At 36.8% G+C, this 18,263-nt stretch carries 16 protein-coding genes, 1 tRNA gene and 1 rRNA gene; 15 read left to right on the forward strand and 3 right to left on the reverse strand.

Annotated features, from left to right (window positions below; translation table 11 throughout):
• Nucleotides 1-3: 3 nt before the first annotated feature.
• A 5S ribosomal RNA gene (gene rrf, locus T323_RS0110945) occupies nt 4-119 on the forward strand.
• A 464-nt stretch (nt 120-583) separates the two neighbouring features.
• Nucleotides 584-1,726, forward strand: coding sequence for a trans-sulfuration enzyme family protein (locus T323_RS0110950; RefSeq protein ID WP_026673320.1), 1,143 nt, complete (start codon nt 584-586; stop codon nt 1,724-1,726).
• A 130-nt stretch (nt 1,727-1,856) separates the two neighbouring features.
• Here the strand turns inward: T323_RS0110950 and T323_RS0110955 are convergent, their stop codons facing one another.
• Together T323_RS0110955 and T323_RS0110960 are read right to left on the reverse strand one after the other, a co-directional pair.
• Complete coding sequence (locus T323_RS0110955; protein WP_026673321.1) at nt 1,857-2,942, reverse strand: sensor histidine kinase; 1,086 nt, start codon at nt 2,940-2,942, stop codon at nt 1,857-1,859.
• Nucleotides 2,943-2,951: 9 nt separating this feature from the next.
• Nucleotides 2,952-3,680, reverse strand: coding sequence for a response regulator transcription factor (locus tag T323_RS0110960; RefSeq protein WP_026673322.1), 729 nt, complete (start codon nt 3,678-3,680; stop codon nt 2,952-2,954).
• A gap of 243 nt (nt 3,681-3,923) precedes the next feature.
• Between T323_RS0110960 and T323_RS0110965 the strand changes: the two genes are divergently transcribed.
• From T323_RS0110965 to T323_RS0111010, 10 genes are all read left to right on the forward strand, one after another.
• Entirely contained in the window at nt 3,924-4,796 is an 873-nt protein-coding gene (locus T323_RS0110965; protein WP_026673323.1) for an ABC transporter ATP-binding protein, read from the forward strand.
• A complete protein-coding gene (locus T323_RS26555; protein ID WP_035178466.1) occupies nt 4,797-6,401 on the forward strand; it encodes a hypothetical protein in 1,605 nt (534 codons plus the stop codon).
• Nucleotides 6,398-7,186: a DUF4097 family beta strand repeat-containing protein gene (locus tag T323_RS0110975; RefSeq protein WP_026673324.1), complete on the forward strand. Its 789-nt coding sequence runs from the start codon at nt 6,398-6,400 to the stop codon at nt 7,184-7,186. The genes T323_RS26555 and T323_RS0110975 overlap by 4 nt, the downstream gene beginning before the upstream one ends.
• A gap of 416 nt (nt 7,187-7,602) precedes the next feature.
• A tRNA-Met gene (locus T323_RS0110980) sits at nt 7,603-7,679 on the forward strand.
• A 328-nt stretch (nt 7,680-8,007) separates the two neighbouring features.
• A complete protein-coding gene (gene thiL / locus T323_RS0110985; protein WP_026673325.1) occupies nt 8,008-8,994 on the forward strand; it encodes a thiamine-phosphate kinase in 987 nt (328 codons plus the stop codon).
• Between the two features lie 17 nt (nt 8,995-9,011).
• Nucleotides 9,012-9,473 carry a tRNA (adenosine(37)-N6)-threonylcarbamoyltransferase complex ATPase subunit type 1 TsaE gene (gene tsaE, locus T323_RS0110990; protein WP_026673326.1) on the forward strand — a complete coding sequence of 154 codons (462 nt, stop codon included), beginning with the start codon at nt 9,012-9,014 and terminating at the stop codon, nt 9,471-9,473.
• Entirely contained in the window at nt 9,470-10,186 is a 717-nt protein-coding gene (gene tsaB / locus T323_RS0110995) for a tRNA (adenosine(37)-N6)-threonylcarbamoyltransferase complex dimerization subunit type 1 TsaB (protein ID WP_026673327.1), read from the forward strand. The genes tsaE and tsaB overlap by 4 nt, the downstream gene beginning before the upstream one ends.
• A complete protein-coding gene (gene rimI, locus T323_RS0111000) occupies nt 10,179-10,640 on the forward strand; it encodes a ribosomal protein S18-alanine N-acetyltransferase (protein WP_026673328.1) in 462 nt (153 codons plus the stop codon). The genes tsaB and rimI overlap by 8 nt, the downstream gene beginning before the upstream one ends.
• The gene (tsaD, locus tag T323_RS0111005) at nt 10,630-11,640 is read left to right on the forward strand and encodes a tRNA (adenosine(37)-N6)-threonylcarbamoyltransferase complex transferase subunit TsaD (protein ID WP_026673329.1); all 1,011 of its coding nucleotides are present in this window, start codon (nt 10,630-10,632) and stop codon (nt 11,638-11,640) included. Before rimI ends, tsaD begins: the two co-directional genes overlap by 11 nt.
• A 382-nt stretch (nt 11,641-12,022) precedes the next feature.
• Entirely contained in the window at nt 12,023-14,164 is a 2,142-nt protein-coding gene (locus T323_RS0111010) for a hypothetical protein (protein WP_026673330.1), read from the forward strand.
• Nucleotides 14,165-14,370: 206 nt separating this feature from the next.
• On the opposite strand, the gene T323_RS0111015 is transcribed toward T323_RS0111010, so the two are convergent.
• Entirely contained in the window at nt 14,371-16,302 is a 1,932-nt protein-coding gene (locus T323_RS0111015; RefSeq protein WP_026673331.1) for an ABC-F family ATP-binding cassette domain-containing protein, read from the reverse strand.
• A 199-nt stretch (nt 16,303-16,501) separates the two neighbouring features.
• Between T323_RS0111015 and T323_RS0111020 the strand changes: the two genes are divergently transcribed.
• From T323_RS0111020 to tatC, 3 genes are read left to right on the forward strand one after another with little or no spacing between them, the layout of a single operon-like run.
• Nucleotides 16,502-17,134, forward strand: a complete 633-nt coding sequence (locus T323_RS0111020) for a redox-sensing transcriptional repressor Rex (RefSeq protein ID WP_035178468.1) — start codon at nt 16,502-16,504, stop codon at nt 17,132-17,134.
• A gap of 29 nt (nt 17,135-17,163) precedes the next feature.
• A complete protein-coding gene (locus tag T323_RS0111025; protein WP_026673333.1) occupies nt 17,164-17,352 on the forward strand; it encodes a twin-arginine translocase TatA/TatE family subunit in 189 nt (62 codons plus the stop codon).
• 17 nt (nt 17,353-17,369) lie between these two features.
• The gene (gene tatC, locus T323_RS0111030) at nt 17,370-18,134 is read left to right on the forward strand and encodes a twin-arginine translocase subunit TatC (RefSeq protein ID WP_026673334.1); all 765 of its coding nucleotides are present in this window, start codon (nt 17,370-17,372) and stop codon (nt 18,132-18,134) included.
• The last annotated feature ends 129 nt before the right edge of the window (nt 18,135-18,263 follow it).

The following is an 18,263-nucleotide window of genomic DNA, read 5'->3' on the forward strand; positions in this document are numbered from 1 at the left end:
AGGTTTAGTGACGATAGCGATGAGGTCACACCCGTTCCCATGCCGAACACGGAAGTTAAGCTCATCAGCGCCGATGGTAGTTGGGGGCTTCCCCCTGTGAGAGTAGGACGTTGCTAAGCAAATGAAAAACACATGATGTCTATAGACGTCATGTGTTTTTTTTATCGGACACCTATTCCGCTATTTTATAAAAAACAAGCCTTTTCCCGTTCTTAACGGACATCAGTTCCGTTACATTAGGAAAATGATGACTTTTTGGTGTTGTTTTGGTGAAATAACAGAACTGATGTCCATTAGTATTTTAAAAACCCCTCTTTTTCTTAAGATAGCGGAACAGATGTCCGTTAGAACTGTTGCTCCCCTTAGAACGCACTTAATGAGTCACTTTTCCGCAAGCGTAAAAAAAGGCTCATCCTCCGTGGTCTTAATTCAATATCATTCCACATCAATTGTTCTAGGTATTTAATACCTGGGAAATAATTTTACATATATTTGTAATCGTAACGATATAAAGCATTGGCGTTTGATAAAAGTTTCGGAAGCCGTTACAATAAGTGCATACTTAGAAAAAGGTGGAGTCCAAATGTCGTTAGGATTTAATACGCGCTCGGTTCATTTTACACAAAAAGAAAACATGAAAAATATGAGTAAAACCCAACCAATCTATCAAACTTCTGCTTTTGCATTTTCTGATTTGGATGATATGGAGAAATTTTATGAAGGTGAAAAAGACTATTTATATTCTCGCTTTGGAAATCCAAATACTGATGATTTAGGGAGAGGTGTTGCCTCTTTGGAAGAAGCTGAAGCTGGAGTTGCTGCTTCATCAGGAATGGCAGCGATTTTAGCAGGAGTTTTAGCTGTTGTGAAACCGGGAGAACATATTATCGCTTCAGAAGACTTGTATGGCGGAACATATCAAATGTTTGCCGTAGAATTGGCCAACTTTGGGATTACGGTGAGTTTTGTTTCTTTTGAGAATGAATCAGAAATTTTAAATAGTATTAAAGAGAATACAGTATTACTTTATACGGAATCGGTTAGTAACCCATTACTACGAGTAGAAGATGTAAAGGGTGTTGTCTCCATTGCAAGAAAGTATAATTTGTATACAATGATTGATAATACGTTTGCTACCCCTCTTTTTATGCAACCGATTAAATTAGGTGCTGATTTAGTGATCCATAGTGCTACAAAATATATAGGGGGACATAGTGATGTTACAGCTGGCGTCCTTGTTGGATCAGAGGAGCTAATCAATAAAGCAAAGACGAAAATTGTCAGCTTAGGTTGTAACTTAAGTCCATTCGAAGCATGGTTAGCGTGTCGTGGATTAAAAACAATTAGTATACGAATGGAAAGACAAGCTCAAAATGCCAAAACACTAGCAGAGGCACTGCAATCATGTGAAGAGGTTTCTAAAGTATATTATCCAACTACCCTATCTGACAAAGGAAACGGTGCAATGGTGAGTATGGAACTTGCAGAAGGTGTAGATGTGGAAACTTATTTCAAATCGCTTTCTTGGATTCGAATTGTTCCAACATTAGCAGGAGTAGAAACAACAGTGACATACCCATTAAGAACGTCTCACCGAACAGTTCCTGATGAGTTACGACAAAAGCTTGGAATAACAAGTGGGCTTGTTCGTATATCTGTAGGGATTGAAGATGATCAGGATATTATCGATGAAATGGTTAAAGCTATAAAACAAGCAAAGAAGTAAATGTTTGTAGCTGAACGACGCCTGAATCTTTACCATTATTATACAGTGTAAAGATTCAGGCTCGTTATTTAAACGATAATCCTTTTAATAACGAAAGTAGTCTTGGAGGAAGTGAGAAATATTAATTCGTTTAATTTAAAGGTAAATGCACTTGTACAATGGTTCCTTTTGTAATTTCACTACTTACATCAATATTTCCGCCATGTGCAATAATAAGACTCTTTACTATTGACATACCAAGCCCCGAACTAAAATCAGATGAAGTAGGGGTTCCACGATAATACTTATTGAAAAGATTATTCAAAGTTTCTTGATCCATGCCTACACCGTTATCTCTTATTGTGATGGTAACAAATTGCTCTTGTTCAACTATGACAAAAACATCAATGCATGTTTCCTCTGGATTGTGAAGAATAGCATTCATAATAAGATTTTGAATCGCTCGATAAATTAAACGCTGATCGATTGAGATGTTAATGAACGGGTTAGTAGAATGAAAGCTTAGGTAAGAAAGCGCTCTAGGATCATTGCTTATATCCGCGATTAACGCTCTCAGAAATTCGACTAGATTTACCTCGCTTTTATTTAGTGGGATTGGAGCTTGGACGTTATTCATCTGAAACGATAGATTTAAATCATGGATCAGCGACTCAATATGATGAGCTTTTTGAGATATTTCCTCTATGAACGTATGTTTTTCTTCCTCGGTCCATGAGTATTCTTCATTTAACAATAACGCCGTATATCCTGTTATGTAGGTGAGGGGAGTTTTTACATCGTGAGATATTCCAGCAAGCCAATCTTTTTTCTCTTCCTCAAGCTTAAGACGTTCGCTTTCAGCCTTATTTAAATGTAAGGCTAGAGTTTGGATATTATTAATTACATTCTCATAAAGCTTATAATGTAATCGCAGTTTTCCTTTCTTGTTATAAATGTTACGTTTTGTAGAGGGAGGAGCGTATTCACCTCTAGTTAACTGTTTAATCCACGTCAGTATAAACCATAAAGGGTTTCCTAAAAACCATGCACAAAAAACACTACTTACTAAAATAATGAGTAAGAACACAAAAAAAACGATTAAATCATACCAAGTGTTCTCACTAGTTAGTCCAATGTTTGGGAAGATGAAATCGAGAGTTACCATAATGAATACGCCAAAACTAATAATCCAAATAAATAAGCCTACTATAAAGTATAAACTAAAACGAATTCTCATTTGCTCAGATTACCTTTCTTTTGGAGGTACAAACTTATATCCAATTCCTCGTAAGTTCACAATCACTTTTGGTTTTCTAGGGTCGTCTTTAAGTTTTTTTCTAATTTTAGAAATGTGAATAGTGACCGTTTTCTCTTCACCGTACCCATCTGCATTCCATACGAAGTCATATAACTGAGATGTTGTGAAAATTCTATTAGGATTTTTAAAAAAGAACGATAATAAATCTAGTTCTTTTGCTGTACATACGATTTCTTCTCCTTCAACAATAAGTATGGCTTTTTTTGGCATTAAGCAAAATGGTCCATACGTAAATTCACTTGGTTCATCCAAGTAATTATCGTTGCTGTGCCTAAGCTTAAACATAGTATTACGACGTAAAATAACGTTGATTCGAGCGACGACTTCAAGGGGATTAAAAGGCTTAGTTATATAATCATCTCCACCTATGCCTAGTCCAGTTAACTTATTATAATCACTCGAACAAGAAGTTATGAAGATAATCGGTGTATTTGTTGATTTGCGAATTTCTTTACATAATTCAAACCCATCGAAATCAGGTAGCATAACGTCTAGTAAAATTATGTCGTATGAATATTTCCTTAATAGATGTAACGTATCATTTCCAGTTGTAGCGCAGGTTATATCCTGGAATCTTTCTTTTTTCAAGGTGAGTTGGAGTATATCTAAAATGCCCTTCTCGTCGTCTATTAATAATATTTTTTCAGTTCTAAACAAAAAGGAAACCTCCCTAAAACCTTCTATTTATAGTCAATTAGTATATTAACACATAACAGTAAAATAAAGGGTGAAAAATATAAGGCGATAACAAAACTCAGTTGAAGTATAAAGGTTATTTCTACTTTTTGTAATTTTAATGAAAAAAGTTCCTAATTGTTACCTCCATTTAGTATTGAATTTACTTTGATTTTACTTTACTTGTTTAACATAAAAGTAAATAGCATTCATGGAGGTAAAACAATGGAACTATCGATTCAGCACGTTTCAAAAAAGTATGGGACGAAGAAAGCTCTGCAAGATATTAATCTAAAGCTAAAGCCGGGTGTTCTAGGTTTATTAGGTCCTAATGGTGCTGGTAAATCAACACTCATGCGCTTGTTAGCTACAATTGAAAATCCGTCAGAAGGAACGATTTTATGGAATGGAGTTCAAACGACAGAAGACCCAAATTATCTAAGAAAAGAATTGGGCTATTTACCACAAGACTTTGGTGTATACCCTAATATGAATCCTGTTGAGTTTCTTGAATATATGGCTGCTTTGAAAGGTTTAGAGAAGTCTTCAGCCAAAAAAAGAATTGATGAATTATTAGTGGCGCTAAATCTTGAGAATGAAAAAAGAAGGTTGTTAGGTAGATTCTCTGGTGGAATGAAACAACGTGTAGGTATTGCCCAAGCTCTATTGAATGACCCTTCGCTATTAATCATAGATGAGCCAACAGTGGGATTGGATCCGGAGGAAAGAATACGTTTCAGAAATTTACTTTCTACTTTATCCTCTAATCGAATCATTATCTTATCTACACATATTGTAACCGATATTGAGTCAATTGCTCCTTCCATCGCTGTTTTATCCAGAGGGCATTTAGTCATGTATACATCTCCGGAACAATTAATCAAAAGTATCGAAAATAAAGTGTGGAAATGTGTTGTTCCAACAACGAAATTCCAGGAGCTACAGGATCGATATACGATTAGTAGTGCCATACATCGAAGTGATGGGGTTCATGCAAGAGTTGTATCGGAAAGACGTCCACCTGAAAATTCAACTTTATTACCAGCCACTTTAGAAGATGCTTATCTCTACTATGTTACATCGTTAGGGGTGGAGTAAATGAATATAGCACTCAGCTACGTATATTTAATAAAAAGCCATGTAATAAAGCAAATGAGAAGTTATTCTTTCCTTATTGTTATTGGAATGAGTATTTTTATTGGTTATGCTAGTGTCCCATCAGTGAATGCAGGATATGAGGTTTTCTATATAGGTGGAATTAGAGGGATTTATAATTCGGCTTGGCTTGGTGGAATGGTAGCTATGTTTTCGACATTGTTATTATGGTTATTTGGTTTTTATTTATTAAGAAGCCAAATATCTGAAGACGACAGATTACAAGTAGGTCAGATTATTGCTGCAACCCCAATTTGTAATTTCCGTTATCTTTTTAGTAAAGGGCTGTCTAACTTTATAGTTCTACTAGTAATTGAACTAATCATGATTTTTGCTTTTATGACGATGCAATTGATTCGTGGTGAAAGCTATCAGCTACAAATAGCCGACTACTTCCTACCATTTTTGTTTATTGTTTTGCCATCTTTATTTGTACTTGCTTCGCTAACGATACTATTTGATGTCGTACCAGGTTTGAAGGGGGTTATTGGAAATATTGTATTTTTCGGTTTATGGATTTTTTTTAGCGTTATTTCAATTGCTAGTCCGAACAGTATAGTGGACTTATACGGTCTAGATGCTATTCGTTCTGATATGGTCGAAGAAGCAAAAGTGAAGTATAGCTTTCTAGAAATTAGTGAAGAGGGAGGAAGCTTTGGTTATTATCCAATTGAAGGGGAAATTTCAACCTTCATATGGGAAGGGGTTCATTGGCAACCAAACCTTCTTGGTCAACGCTTGGTATGGGTTCTTATAGCTTTGTGTATAGTGCTTATTTCGTCTATGATATTTAAGCGATTTCAGAATGATAGTGTTAAACGAAGTAGAGAAAGGGAAACGCATTTTCAAGCAGAAAGAAAGTTTAATTTTAGAACTGAGCTACAACAAGGATTTCAGTTCTCTCCAGTCGTAAATGAACCTAAGCTTAAGCTTTTTAGAGTAGTGTGGGCTGAATGTCGTCTAATGTTAAAAGGGTACTCGGTGTGGTGGTATTTGCTTTTAATCGGAAGTATATTAGTAAGTTTTTTTTGTTCATTAGAGAGTTTGCGAAAATGGCTACCATTTATTTTTGTTTTACCAATAGCAATTTGGTCGCAATTGGCAACTCGAGAAAGGCAATATTTCACAAGAGAATTGATACTCTCAAGTGGTTCGCCTGTATTAAGAGCAATTGCAGTTTGGATAGCAGGGGTTTCTATTACGTTTCTTGTATCTTCTGGAGTAATGGTTCGATTTTTGCTTGATGGTCAATTTCCGCTATTTTATTCTTGGCTCATAGGCGTGTTTTTTATTCCTACGCTAGGGTACTCGCTTGGTCTAGTAAGTGGTTCAAGAAAATTGTTTGAAGTTTTTTTTATGTTGTGGTGGTACTTAGGTCCAGTTAATGGGATTCCATATCTTGATTTTTTGGGCATTTCAAATTCATACAACAAATTATATTTATTCCTTACCGTGTCATTAATGGCAATGTCTATCCTTATTCATTTACTTCAAACTAATAAGGTTGGTTTTCGAAAAAAAATAATTAGCAAAAGAGGAATAATATGAAAAGTTTAAAATTAAATATTCTTTCCGTAATTTTTGCCATTATAATTATGCTTAATATGACAGCTTGCTCTGACTCAAGCAATATCGTTAACAGTGAAAGTATTCCTGGGGATGGAATTGAAGAATTAATCATTAAAACAATGGGGCAAAATATTCAATTGCAACCTTCCCATGATGACGACTTTAAAGTAGCGATGAAGAATGATAAGAACCTTTCTATCGAGACAAAAGGTAATGTTTTAACAATAGATGCCAGTCGCTCATCAAAGATTATTAACTTTAAGTCAGAGACTCTGATTATTGAGTTTCCTGAGCGTGTGTATAATACGATTGATGTTGTTACAGCTTCAGGAAATATTTCGGGAAAAGACATTCAAGCTGAAAACTTAATACTGACTGTCAGCTCGGGTGACATTTATCTTAATGGGTTTAAAGGCAATCGCATTCATGGAGATGTTGTCTCTGGCAATGTAACGTTAGAAAAAATAACAGGCAGCATGCAGATTGCGAATGAAACAGGAGTCACTTCGATTCAACATGATGGCAATTTTATAGATGACAGTAACATCTCAACCCTTTCAGGTAAGATTAACTTCACGTTTAAAAATGAACCTCAAAATGTTTTTATTGATGTTAGTACAGAAGCCGGAAACATACAAACGACTTTATTTTCTTCAAATATGATCCAGTCGCAAGGGGGAGGTAAAAAATTATTTGCTGAGCTAGGTTCGGGAGGGTCTACGTTAACGTTAAAATCATCATCAGGTCTTATCACCCTGAACTAATACAAGAGGAAGAAAAGAAAAATAACCTTTTGCGCTTTTCTTCCCCGCTTTTTATTAAGGTAATCATAATAAACAGATAAAAAAGACAGTGCTTGTTGAAAATTAAAGGGGGACTAGTGTATAAAACGCTAATAATCGAATATAATATAGACAACAGGTTATAAACAAAAAACTTAAGAAAAGAGTTGCATTCAAATATGTAATATGTTATTATATTTTTTGTGGCGTAAAACACATACACATCCGAAGCAAAAAGCAACATCCATTAACTTTAGAACGTCGCGGGGTGGAGCAACGAGCAAGAACATCGATGAAAAGTCATTGAGTAAACTCGACGCATCCACATCGTAGAGTAAGCGAGAAGAGGAAGAGTTCCCCTTCGAAGCAAAAAGCAACATCCATTAACTTTAGAACGTCGCGGGGTGGAGCAGTCTGGTAGCTCGTCGGGCTCATAACCCGAAGGTCATAGGTTCAAATCCTATCCCCGCAACCAAATTCCAATACATAGTATCACATATACCGTTAAAGCCTTAGGATCCCCATCCTAAGGTTTTTTTTATAAGATGAGGGAGTATAAAAATTTTGGTATAGCAGTGAAGCTTTTAAAGCTTATTCAAGGAGAGCGAAGGCTGCGCACCTGCGCGTTTCACCCCAAGAAAAGCACGTGGGCTTCACTGTCAAAAGCGGGCAAGGCTCCGCACTTCGCTTGAAAGAAAAGACGCTCCGCGTTTTTCTTTACACCAGAATGGTCTCTTGGCTTATGTGGATGTTTTCTATACAATAAGAAAATGGATGGATATTATAGAAATAGGTGTGGTTAGATGAAAGATGAATTTGAATTTATAAAGAGAATAACACCAGCAAAGAAAAATCAACAATCCATTACTGTTGGAATAGGTGATGATGCAGCAGTTTACGAAGCAAAGCAAGGTTTTGAACAAGTTGTTTGTGTAGATACGATGGTTGAAGGCATACATTTTCGCAAAGATACATTATTACCTAAGCATATTGGCTATAAAGCATTGGCGATAAATATTAGTGATTTAGCAGCAATGGGGGCAGTTCCACTTTATTATTTAGTGAGTATCGCGATTCCGCCTCATTGGTCAGATAATGAAATCGATGACATATATAGAGGTATGACCCAGTTAGCTGAAAACTATAAGATGGATTTACTTGGTGGCGATACCGTATCAACAGATGATAAACTAGTTATATCTGTCACAGCATTGGGTCACGTCGAAAAAGGATCAGCGCTTTTACGAAGCCATGCGAAGCCTGATGATATTGTTTTTGTAACAGGAGTTGTTGGGCATTCTGCTGCAGGATTAGACCTTTTATTCAAACATGGTGTTCATGCTAAGTTTACACCGAATGAAAAAGTTCTTGTAGGCAAACATCAAATGCCAATGCCGCAAATAGAAGCTGGGAGATGTTTTATTTCGAGTCAGTTAAGAATGGCACTTAATGATATTAGTGATGGTGTGGCGAGTGAAGCACATGAAATTGCAGAAGCGAGTGAGGTAACACTTCTCATAGAAGCAGATAAAATTCCAACAGGAATGGAGCTTGAATGCTATAGCAGAGAAAAGCAACTTGAATATGCTTTATTCGGAGGAGAAGATTTTCAGTTGATTGGGACTGTTCAGCAAAAAGAATGGCAACGCTTAAATGATACATGTGAAAAACATGGAATCATATTAACGGCTATTGGTTATGTCGAAGAAGGAGAAGCCGGTGTATTTTTAATGGACAACGGAAAAAAAAGAAAAGTAGATAAGAAAGGATACAATCATTTTAAAAAATGATTGTGAAAGGAAATGCAATGAATACTTTTACATATAAAAGTCATTCACCAGAAGAAACAATGGCAGTTGGACAAGCACTGGCTCATTTTTTTCACCCTGGTGATGTTATAACATTAGAAGGAGATTTAGGCGCTGGGAAAACGCATTTCACGAAAGGAATTGCGAAAGGCTTAGGCATTACCCGTGTCGTTAATAGCCCGACGTTTACGATTATTAAAGAATACAAAGGGTTGTTACCTCTGTATCATATGGATGCATACCGTTTAGAAAGTGAAGAAGAAGATTTAGGATTTGAAGAATATTTTACTGGTGAAGGAATTACTGTTGTGGAATGGCCTAGTAAAATCGAGTCGATATTACCTGATGAGAAACTAGTTGTCACGATTACGTTAGGAGAAGAAGCGGATACCCGCAGCATTCGTTTCACACCTGTGGGCAACCGTTACATCTCACTATGTAAGGAGTTTGAAAATCGATGAAAGTGCTAGCGATAGATACATCCACATATGTGATGGGTGTAGCAATTATAGAGAATAATAAAGTCCTTGGTGAATATATTACAAATATTAAAAAGAACCATTCAATCAGGTTGATGCCTGCGATTGAGCAAGTGATGCAAGAAGTGGGTGTATTACCAAAAGAATTGGATAAAATTGTTGTTGCCAAAGGTCCAGGTTCTTATACCGGAGTTAGAATTGCAGTAACGACAGCGAAAACATTAGCTTGGTCTTTATCCATCCCAGTAGTAGGTGTGTCCAGTCTCCGTGTATTAGCGCAAAATGGTCGTGGGTTTGCTGGATATATTTGTCCTTTATACGATGCAAGACGAGGGCAAATTTATACAGGGTTATATCAAACAACAGACACACTGGACGTCATCCAGGTAGAAGAAGACCGACTACTGTTAACAAGTGAATGGGCTTCGATACTAAAAGAAAAAGAGCAAGATATTTTATTTATTGGTAATGATGTATCACTACATAGAAGCACTTTAGTAGAACAACTACAACATCATGTGTTCGTAGCCCCGCCATCACTTTTTAATCCACGGCCAAGTGAATTGGCACTACTAGGAGCAAATGAAGATGGAGAATCAAATGTTCACCTGTTTTCTCCAACTTATTTGCAGTTAGCAGAAGCTGAATCAAAATGGTTACAAGCGCAACAAATGAAGGGGAATGAAAATGAGTGATCAACAACCAACCGTTCGTTTTATGACGGTTCAAGATATTGAGCAAGTGTTGATTGTTGAGCATGATGCTTTTACAGTCCCATGGAGCCAACAAGCTTTTTTTAATGAGTTAAAGAACAACCAGTTTGCTTATTATGTTGTTATGGAGTATGAAAACCAAATTATTGGTTATTGTGGTGTTTGGTTAGTACTAGACGAGGCGCATATTACGAACATTGCCATACATTCTAATTATCAAGGTAGGAAGTTTGGAGAAGCGCTTTTACTTTATATGATGGAATTAGCTAAAACTTACGGCTCAAAAAAGATGACATTGGAAGTGAGAGTTTCCAATAAGAAAGCACAAAAGCTTTATCGAAAGTTAGGATTTAAAATGGGAGGTATTCGTAAAAATTACTACACGGATAATCTCGAAGATGCCTTAATAATGTGGGTGGTATTAGATGAAGGATGAATTAATTTTAGCAATTGAAACAAGCTGTGACGAAACGGCAGTCGCTGTTATCAAAAATGGTCGAGAGATTCTAGCCAATGTTGTTTCTTCACAAATTGAAAGCCATAAACGTTTTGGCGGTGTTGTTCCAGAGATCGCATCAAGACATCATGTTGAGCAGATAACATATATCATTGAGCAAGCTATGAAAAAAGCAAATTGTCAATTTTCTGAGCTTGATGCAGTAGCCGTTACAGAAGGTCCAGGTTTAGTTGGAGCACTTCTCATTGGAGTCAATGCAGCGAAAGCCGTCGCGTTTGCCCATCAACTTCCTTTAATTGGTGTTCACCATATTGCGGGACATATTTATGCGAACCGGCTTGTAACAGAGTTGCAATTTCCACTTTTAACCCTTGTTGTGTCAGGTGGTCATACAGAACTTGTCTATATGCCTGAACATGGCGTGTTTGAAGTTATTGGGGAAACAAGAGATGATGCGGTTGGTGAAGCATATGATAAAGTGGCGCGTACATTAGGACTTCCTTATCCTGGTGGTCCTCATATTGACCGTCTTGCTCTCGAAGGTGAAGATACACTCGATTTGCCTCGCGCGTGGTTAGAGCAAGATTCTTATGATTTTAGTTTTAGCGGGTTAAAATCTGCTGTCATTAATCAACTTCACAATGCGAACCAACGTGGGATTGAATTAAAAAAAGAAAATGTAGCAGCTAGCTTCCAAGCGAGTGTGATTGATGTGCTTGTGACAAAATCAATCCGTGCTGTTGAGCAATATAATGTAAAACAATTTCTTCTAGCAGGTGGAGTAGCAGCAAACAGAGGATTACGAGAAAAGCTAGAACAATCTTTTGCTGATAAACCTGTTGAATTGGTAATTCCACCACTGTCGCTTTGTACCGATAATGCAGCAATGATCGGTGCTGCAGCAAGTATTTATGTAAAGAAAGGCAAGTTTGCCACCTATCAATTAAATGGACAACCTGGTTTAGAATTAAATCATTAGGTTTGTTTAAACCTCATCTTTTCAGTTAAAACTGAGAAGATGAGGTTTTTTTAAAGTAAGAAAAATTTTGGTGTAGTAGTGAAGCTTTGAAAGCTTATTCTAGAAGAGCGAAGGCTCCGCACTTCGCTTGAAATGAAAAGACGCTACGCGTTTTTCTTATCTAATGTGGAAAAGTTTATCCACAACGAGCGTGAATAAGTGGATAAGTGAAAAAAACCTTAATAAATCAAGGTTATTAATTGTTTATAAAAATATGTGGATAACTATGTGGATAATGTGAATAACTTTCAAAACACTAGTTGTAACAATACACAGTATGTGGACAAACTTGTGTATAATGTGGATAGTTTTAGAATAAAAACAAAAAAGGTAGGGTTATAGGTTGAAAAAAACGATAGTGACTTGTTCATTTCTTGCTTTTTTTCTTTTTTCTATAAATGTTACGGCACAATCGTCTGAGGAGGAAAGTGTTGTTCTCGTGCTTGTACCAGAGCTTTCATTTGCCGAAGCGACATGGTTATACACATGGGGACAACATCAGGACATATGGCAGCAGGCATCGTTTGCCGGGATGAATATCCGTCCAGATGGACCATACTCTTATTTAAATAATGCTGTTTCATTAAGTATGGGTGTTCGAGGAGTTGGTGTTCAAGGTTGGAATGCTTTTGAACCAAGAGAAAAAATAGAAACAGTGCTTGCAAAAGACGTGATGAAACAGTGGACAGGTGGCTATCCACAGGATAGTTTGCTCCACCCGTATTTTCATAAGCTAGTAGATAAAAATAAACAATCCACATATCAAGGTGAAGTTGCCATTCTTGGGGAAGCATTAAAACAACATGGAGTTTCAACATATGTGATGGGTCATAGTGATATTGAAGGGGAAAAGATACGATACGGCTCTCTTTTTACAATGGACCAACAAGGCGAAACAAAGGGTTCAGTAGTTAAAGGGGTCGTAAACAATCCACAGTTTCCTGCTAGTTATCAAATGGATGGGGATATCATTGTGGATAGCATTCAACAACGTGAAAAAAAACAGTCCTCATTGTTTACAGTTGTGGAATGGGGAGACTTCCAACGTTTGTTTTCGATAAAAGAGGAAATGACGGATGAACATTTTCAAAAACAGTATGAATCATCATTAAACCAATTAGAACAATTTATTGTTCAGTTAATAGGAGAGCGGACCGTCATCCTTCTTTCACCTATGATGCATCAAGAAGCATATAAAGAGAAAAAGCAACTTGCACCAATTTGGGTATGGCATAAAGAAAAGATGTTTCCGCAAGTCATGTATTCCGAAACGACCAACCAAGAAGCGATTATTTCCAATTTAGACATTGTCCCGACCATTTTGAGTTTATATAACATTGATAAACCAGCAATTTTAATGGGACAACCGTTACAACTTACGATGAGTGAAGGTTATGACCATACAACGGTTTTCGAGGAAGTTAATTTAGCGTTTACGATTTATCAATCAAGAGGCGTTATATTATCGAGCTATATCACATTATTAACTATATTGTTAGTGGCCATTAGTATATTACTATGGAGAAAAGCAGCGAACCGCTTGTGGATAAAGTTAGCGAAAGTGTTATTAGTTTCAGCTGTCAGTTCTCCTTTTTGGTTTTTAACGACACCACGATTACTAACGATTGTGGATGTGGGCTATTATTTTTGGTTACTATCGTTCTTTTCGATTGTAACAGGTTATTTGTTAACAACGTTTGTGAAAAAACCTTTACTTCTTGTTGGTGCTGCTCATGTGTTTGTATTAACTGTGGATTTATTGTTAGGAAACCCATTAATGCAACGTTCGTATTTAGGATATGACCCGATAATTGGAGCGAGATATTATGGAATCGGAAATGAATATGCTGGTGTGTATATTGTTTCCGTCCTTTTAGTGCTCACTCCATGCTTTCGAAAACAAACATGGTACACGTCAGCTTTAATCGGATTTATGTTAGCTGGACTTTTATTTATGCTAGGGGCGAGTCATCTAGGCACAAATGCAGGGGCAACATTAGCGGCAGGTGTAGCATGTGGATATTTACTTTTTCAATATGTACCAATCAAACGAAAACGAAATGTATGGGCTGGAGCAGTGATTCTAGCCATAGCGGCATTTGGTCTTTTATTTCTATTGCAATTGACCGGAAAAACAACACATATCGGTTATGCTTTTGAACGACTGTTAAGTGGGGATTTCAGCTATGCTTACGATGTTATTAAACGAAAACTAGCGATGAATTGGAAAATTTTTAAGTATTCTAATTGGACTCAATTATTCGTGACAAGTTACATATTAATCGGTTTTGTATTATGGCGCCAAAAACGAATTGTACGTGATAAAGCTGAAAAAACCGTGTTACAAACAGGGATTGTCGCTTCTGTTGCCTTACTAGTTTTAAATGACTCAGGGGTTGTTGCTGCTGCAACATCAATGTTTCTTTTAGTGGCACTCAGTTATTATTGGATGTTAGAAGAAAAAGAAAGAGTGGAACAGAAATAATTGTTCCACTCTCGTAACGGACAGCAAATCCGTTATATAGGATAATATCATGTGATTTTTCAACCGTTCGGACATTAGTTCCGTTATTGCAACAAAATTGAACAAAAAGGAGCGTACTAAGCGGGAATAACGGAACAGAAGTCCGTATCGGTTTCTAAATCGTCGTTTTTTTTTAAAATAGCGGAATAGATGTCCGAATGAGAATCTTACTCCGATTGTAGCTGTTCCCATTCTTCCATTAGTTGTTCAATTTGTGCTTGTGTTGTTTCAACCTGGTTTTGGAGGTTTTTTGCTTTTTCAACATCTTCAAATGTCTCAGGTAAACATAATAACTCCTCGGTTTCACTTACAAGCTGCTCAAGCTTATCAATTTCAGCTTCAATTTCTTCAATACGGCGTAGTCGTTGGCGTTCTTTTCGTTTTTGCTCTTTATCTTGTTGAAAAGCAGTTTTATCTGATTTTACGTTTTTTTCTGTTGCTGTTGTTGCTTTTTGTTGGTTCGCTAATTCTTTTCGTTCCGCCATCTCAGCTTTTTTTTCTACATAATAATCGTAATCTCCTAAATACGTTGTAACCTTTGTCGGAGAAAGCTCAATAATTTGTGTGGCTAATCGATTTAGGAAATATCGGTCATGAGAAACAAACAGAATTGTTCCTGGATAATCAAGCAAGGCCGATTCCAGCACTTCTTTACTATCTAAATCAAGGTGGTTTGTCGGCTCATCTAAAATCAGGAAATTTGCTTTTTGCATCATTAATTTTGCTAATGCTAGTCTTGCTTTTTCACCACCACTCAAATCGGATACGACTTTTAACACATCATCTCCACTAAAGAGGAAGTTTCCTAACACGGTTCGTATTTCTTTTTCAGGTGTGAGCGGATAGTCGTCCCATAACTCATATAGTACTTGCTTGTTTGAAGATAAGTTAGCTTGTTCTTGGTCATAATAACCGATTTTTACATTACTACCTAAGCGAAAATGCCCTTCTTTTGGTTCGAGTTGTTCCGTTAACACTTTTAATAATGTCGATTTACCGATTCCATTTGGACCGACTAAAGCAACACTTTCACCTCGAGTAATATCAAAGGTGATGTTTTGAAATAACGGTGTATCACCAAATTGCACAGAAAGGTCGGATACTTTAACAACTTCATTTCCTGTTTGTCGGTCAATTGTAAAGGAAAAGGATGTTGCCTTTTCCATTCCAGCGGGGCGATCCATGCGCTCCATACGTTCTAGCTGTTTACGGCGGCTTTGTGCTCGCTTTGTTGTTGACGCTCTAGCAATATTTCGTTGTACAAAGTCTTCGAGTTTTGCAATTTCATCTTGCTGTTTTTCATATTGCTTCACATCTTGTTCAAAGCGTCTTGCTTTTTCTTCTAAATAATCACTATAGTTTCCGCTAAACTTTGTTGCTTTTGTGCGGGAGAGCTCATACACTTGATTGACAATTTTATCTAAGAAATAGCGGTCATGCGACACGATGAAAACAGCACCATCATAATTCGATAAATATTGTTCAAGCCATGTTAAAGTTTCGATATCAAGATGGTTCGTCGGCTCGTCCAAAATAAGTAAATGGGGCTTTGTTAATAAAAGTTTACCAAGCGCTAATCTTGTTTTTTGGCCACCGCTTAAGGATGAAATTTTTGTAGAGTAGTCGAGATGATCAAAATGTAAGCCAGCTAACACAGACCTAATGTCGGCTTCGTATTGATACCCACCTTCATCTTTAAAATTGACTTGTAGTTGGTCATATTCTGCTAAGAGCTTTTCATATTTTGTCGCATTCGCTAAAACAGCAGGGTCAGCCATCGACCGTTCAAGCTGGCGAAGTTGCTTTTCCATTTTACGTAATGGTTCAAAAACAAGAAGCATTTCTTCCCAAATAGAAAGTTCAGATTCTAGTCCAGAATGTTGAGAGAGGTATCCAAATGTCACGTGTTTTGGTATGATAATTTCACCAGAGTCATAGGAGAGTTGCCCGGCTAATATTTTTAACAATGTTGATTTTCCAGCGCCGTTCCGCCCAACTAAAGCTATTCGTTCTCTTGACTGTATTTCTAGCTTTATATTCGATAAAATAGGTTCAGCACCAAACGATTTAGTTAATTGAACGCATTGTAACAAAATCATATTTCTTTCCTTCCTGACTAATAATAGTACGTGTATTTTTAAAATTAAGGATAAATTAAGTGTATCGCATTCCTAACTATTCAACAACTTCATGAACAGATGACGTAATCGATTGCAGTCGAGCAAAAATGGTGTACAATATGAGTAGGTATCTTGTACCCAAATTCACAATAGGAAGCGGAAGATGGAGGCGTCTTATATGGAGCAGACAAAAATTCCACAAGCGACAGCCAAACGGCTACCATTGTATTATCGATTTTTAGAAAATCTCCATGCTTCTGGAAAACAGCGGGTGTCCTCATCTGAGTTAAGTGAAGCGGTAAAAGTAGATTCCGCCACAATACGGAGAGATTTTTCTTATTTTGGTGCCCTTGGCAAAAAGGGTTACGGTTACAATGTCAATTATTTGCTTACGTTCTTTCGGAAAACATTAGATCAAGATGAAACGACAAAAGTATTTTTAATTGGAGTCGGAAATCTTGGCACAGCGTTTTTACATTATAATTTTTCTAAAAATAACAATACGAAAATTGTAATGGCGTTTGATGTTGATGAAGAAAAAGTTGGTTCACAAATTGGTAATGTGCCGATCTATCATTTAGATGAGTTTGAAGAGAGGATGGACCCAGAAGTGACCGTCGCTATCTTAACGGTTCCCTCACAAGTTGCACAAAAAATTGCAGACCGTCTCGTTTCGGTTGGGATAAAGGGAATCTTAAATTTTACTCCAGCTCGATTAACGGTACCTGACCATGTACGTGTTCATCATATTGATTTGTCCATTGAACTACAAGCATTAACGTATTTTTTAAAACATTATCCAACTGAATAAAAAAACTGAACTAAGAGGAGGTGTTTCGAATGGGACCACTAGGTGGAGGAAGTCTAGTATTAATCGCAATTGTTGCGTTGCTCATTTTCGGGCCGAAAAAGTTACCTGAATTAGGAAAAGCAGCAGGGAACACATTACGTGAATTTAAAAATGCAACAAAAGGGTTAGCTGATGATGAGGAAGCAAACAAGAAAAATAATGATGAGAAACAACAATAGTTAGGAATGAAGGAATCATGGAACAAAGGGAAATGTCATTATTTGACCATATTGGCGAGTTAAGAAAGCGGGTTATTATTATTCTGATTTTCTTCTTCGTCGCCATGATTGGTGGAATGTTTTTGGCCAAGCCACTTATTATGTATTTACAAAGTGCTCCTGAAGCTCAAGAACTACCAATGAATGCCTTTAAATTAACCGATCCAATTCGAATTTATATGACATTCGCCTTTGCAAGTGCTGTTCTCCTTGTTTTCCCTGTGATTTTGTATCAGCTTTGGGCATTTATTAGCCCTGGCTTACATGAAAAGGAACGAAGGGTGACATTGTCCTACATCCCGATTTCGTTCTTTTTGTTTCTGTTAGGGATTTCGTTTTCCTACTTTATCTTGTTTCCGTTTATCATTCAGTTTATGGGTCGGTTGGCGGAGCAATTAAACATTACAGAACAATATGGAATCAATGAGTACTTTTCATTTTTATTTCAAATTACATTACCTTTTGGATTTTTGTTTCAATTGCCTGTCGTTGTTATGTTTTTAACACGGTTAGGAATTGTTACACCGAAGTTTCTGTCTCAAGTTCGAAGGTATGCCTATTTTGTTTTGCTTGTCATCGCGGGTTTTATTACACCGCCAGAGTTAATCTCACATTTACTTGTAACCGTGCCGTTATTGCTGTTATATGAGTTTAGTATTTGGATTTCATACATTGCGTATCGGAAAGCGAAAAAAGCAGAAGAAGCGCTAGAAAAACAAGAAAATGATTCGTCGGTTCAATAATTAAAAAAGAAAAGGTTCAAATCCAATCGTGGGTTTGAACCTTTTCTTTTTTTAGAATATAAGGAAGCATAAAATTTGTCGGGTCAGCGATTTTGTTGTTTCTGGGAAGTAAGCGGCCATGAAAACCGT

The sequence above is a fragment of the Alkalihalobacillus bogoriensis ATCC BAA-922 genome (assembly GCF_000621445.1).
Lineage (GTDB): Bacteria > Bacillota > Bacilli > Bacillales > Bacillaceae_F > Bacillus_AO > Bacillus_AO bogoriense.

Bases quoted from the DNA above. Each gene is read 5' to 3' on its own strand.
- T323_RS0110950 (WP_026673320.1), top strand. From the start codon at position 584: ATGTCGTTAGGATTTAATACGCGCTCGGTTCATTTTACACAAAAAGAA.
- T323_RS0110955 (WP_026673321.1), bottom strand. From the start codon at position 2,942: ATGAGAATTCGTTTTAGTTTATACTTTATAGTAGGCTTATTTATTTGG.
- T323_RS0110965 (WP_026673323.1), top strand. From the start codon at position 3,924: ATGGAACTATCGATTCAGCACGTTTCAAAAAAGTATGGGACGAAGAAA.
- T323_RS26555 (WP_035178466.1), top strand. From the start codon at position 4,797: ATGAATATAGCACTCAGCTACGTATATTTAATAAAAAGCCATGTAATA.
- T323_RS0110975 (WP_026673324.1), top strand. From the start codon at position 6,398: ATGAAAAGTTTAAAATTAAATATTCTTTCCGTAATTTTTGCCATTATA.
- thiL (WP_026673325.1), top strand. From the start codon at position 8,008: ATGAAAGATGAATTTGAATTTATAAAGAGAATAACACCAGCAAAGAAA.
- tsaE (WP_026673326.1), top strand. From the start codon at position 9,012: ATGAATACTTTTACATATAAAAGTCATTCACCAGAAGAAACAATGGCA.
- tsaB (WP_026673327.1), top strand. From the start codon at position 9,470: ATGAAAGTGCTAGCGATAGATACATCCACATATGTGATGGGTGTAGCA.
- rimI (WP_026673328.1), top strand. From the start codon at position 10,179: ATGAGTGATCAACAACCAACCGTTCGTTTTATGACGGTTCAAGATATT.
- tsaD (WP_026673329.1), top strand. From the start codon at position 10,630: ATGAAGGATGAATTAATTTTAGCAATTGAAACAAGCTGTGACGAAACG.
- T323_RS0111015 (WP_026673331.1), bottom strand. From the start codon at position 16,302: ATGATTTTGTTACAATGCGTTCAATTAACTAAATCGTTTGGTGCTGAA.
- T323_RS0111020 (WP_035178468.1), top strand. From the start codon at position 16,502: ATGGAGCAGACAAAAATTCCACAAGCGACAGCCAAACGGCTACCATTG.
- T323_RS0111025 (WP_026673333.1), top strand. From the start codon at position 17,164: ATGGGACCACTAGGTGGAGGAAGTCTAGTATTAATCGCAATTGTTGCG.
- tatC (WP_026673334.1), top strand. From the start codon at position 17,370: ATGGAACAAAGGGAAATGTCATTATTTGACCATATTGGCGAGTTAAGA.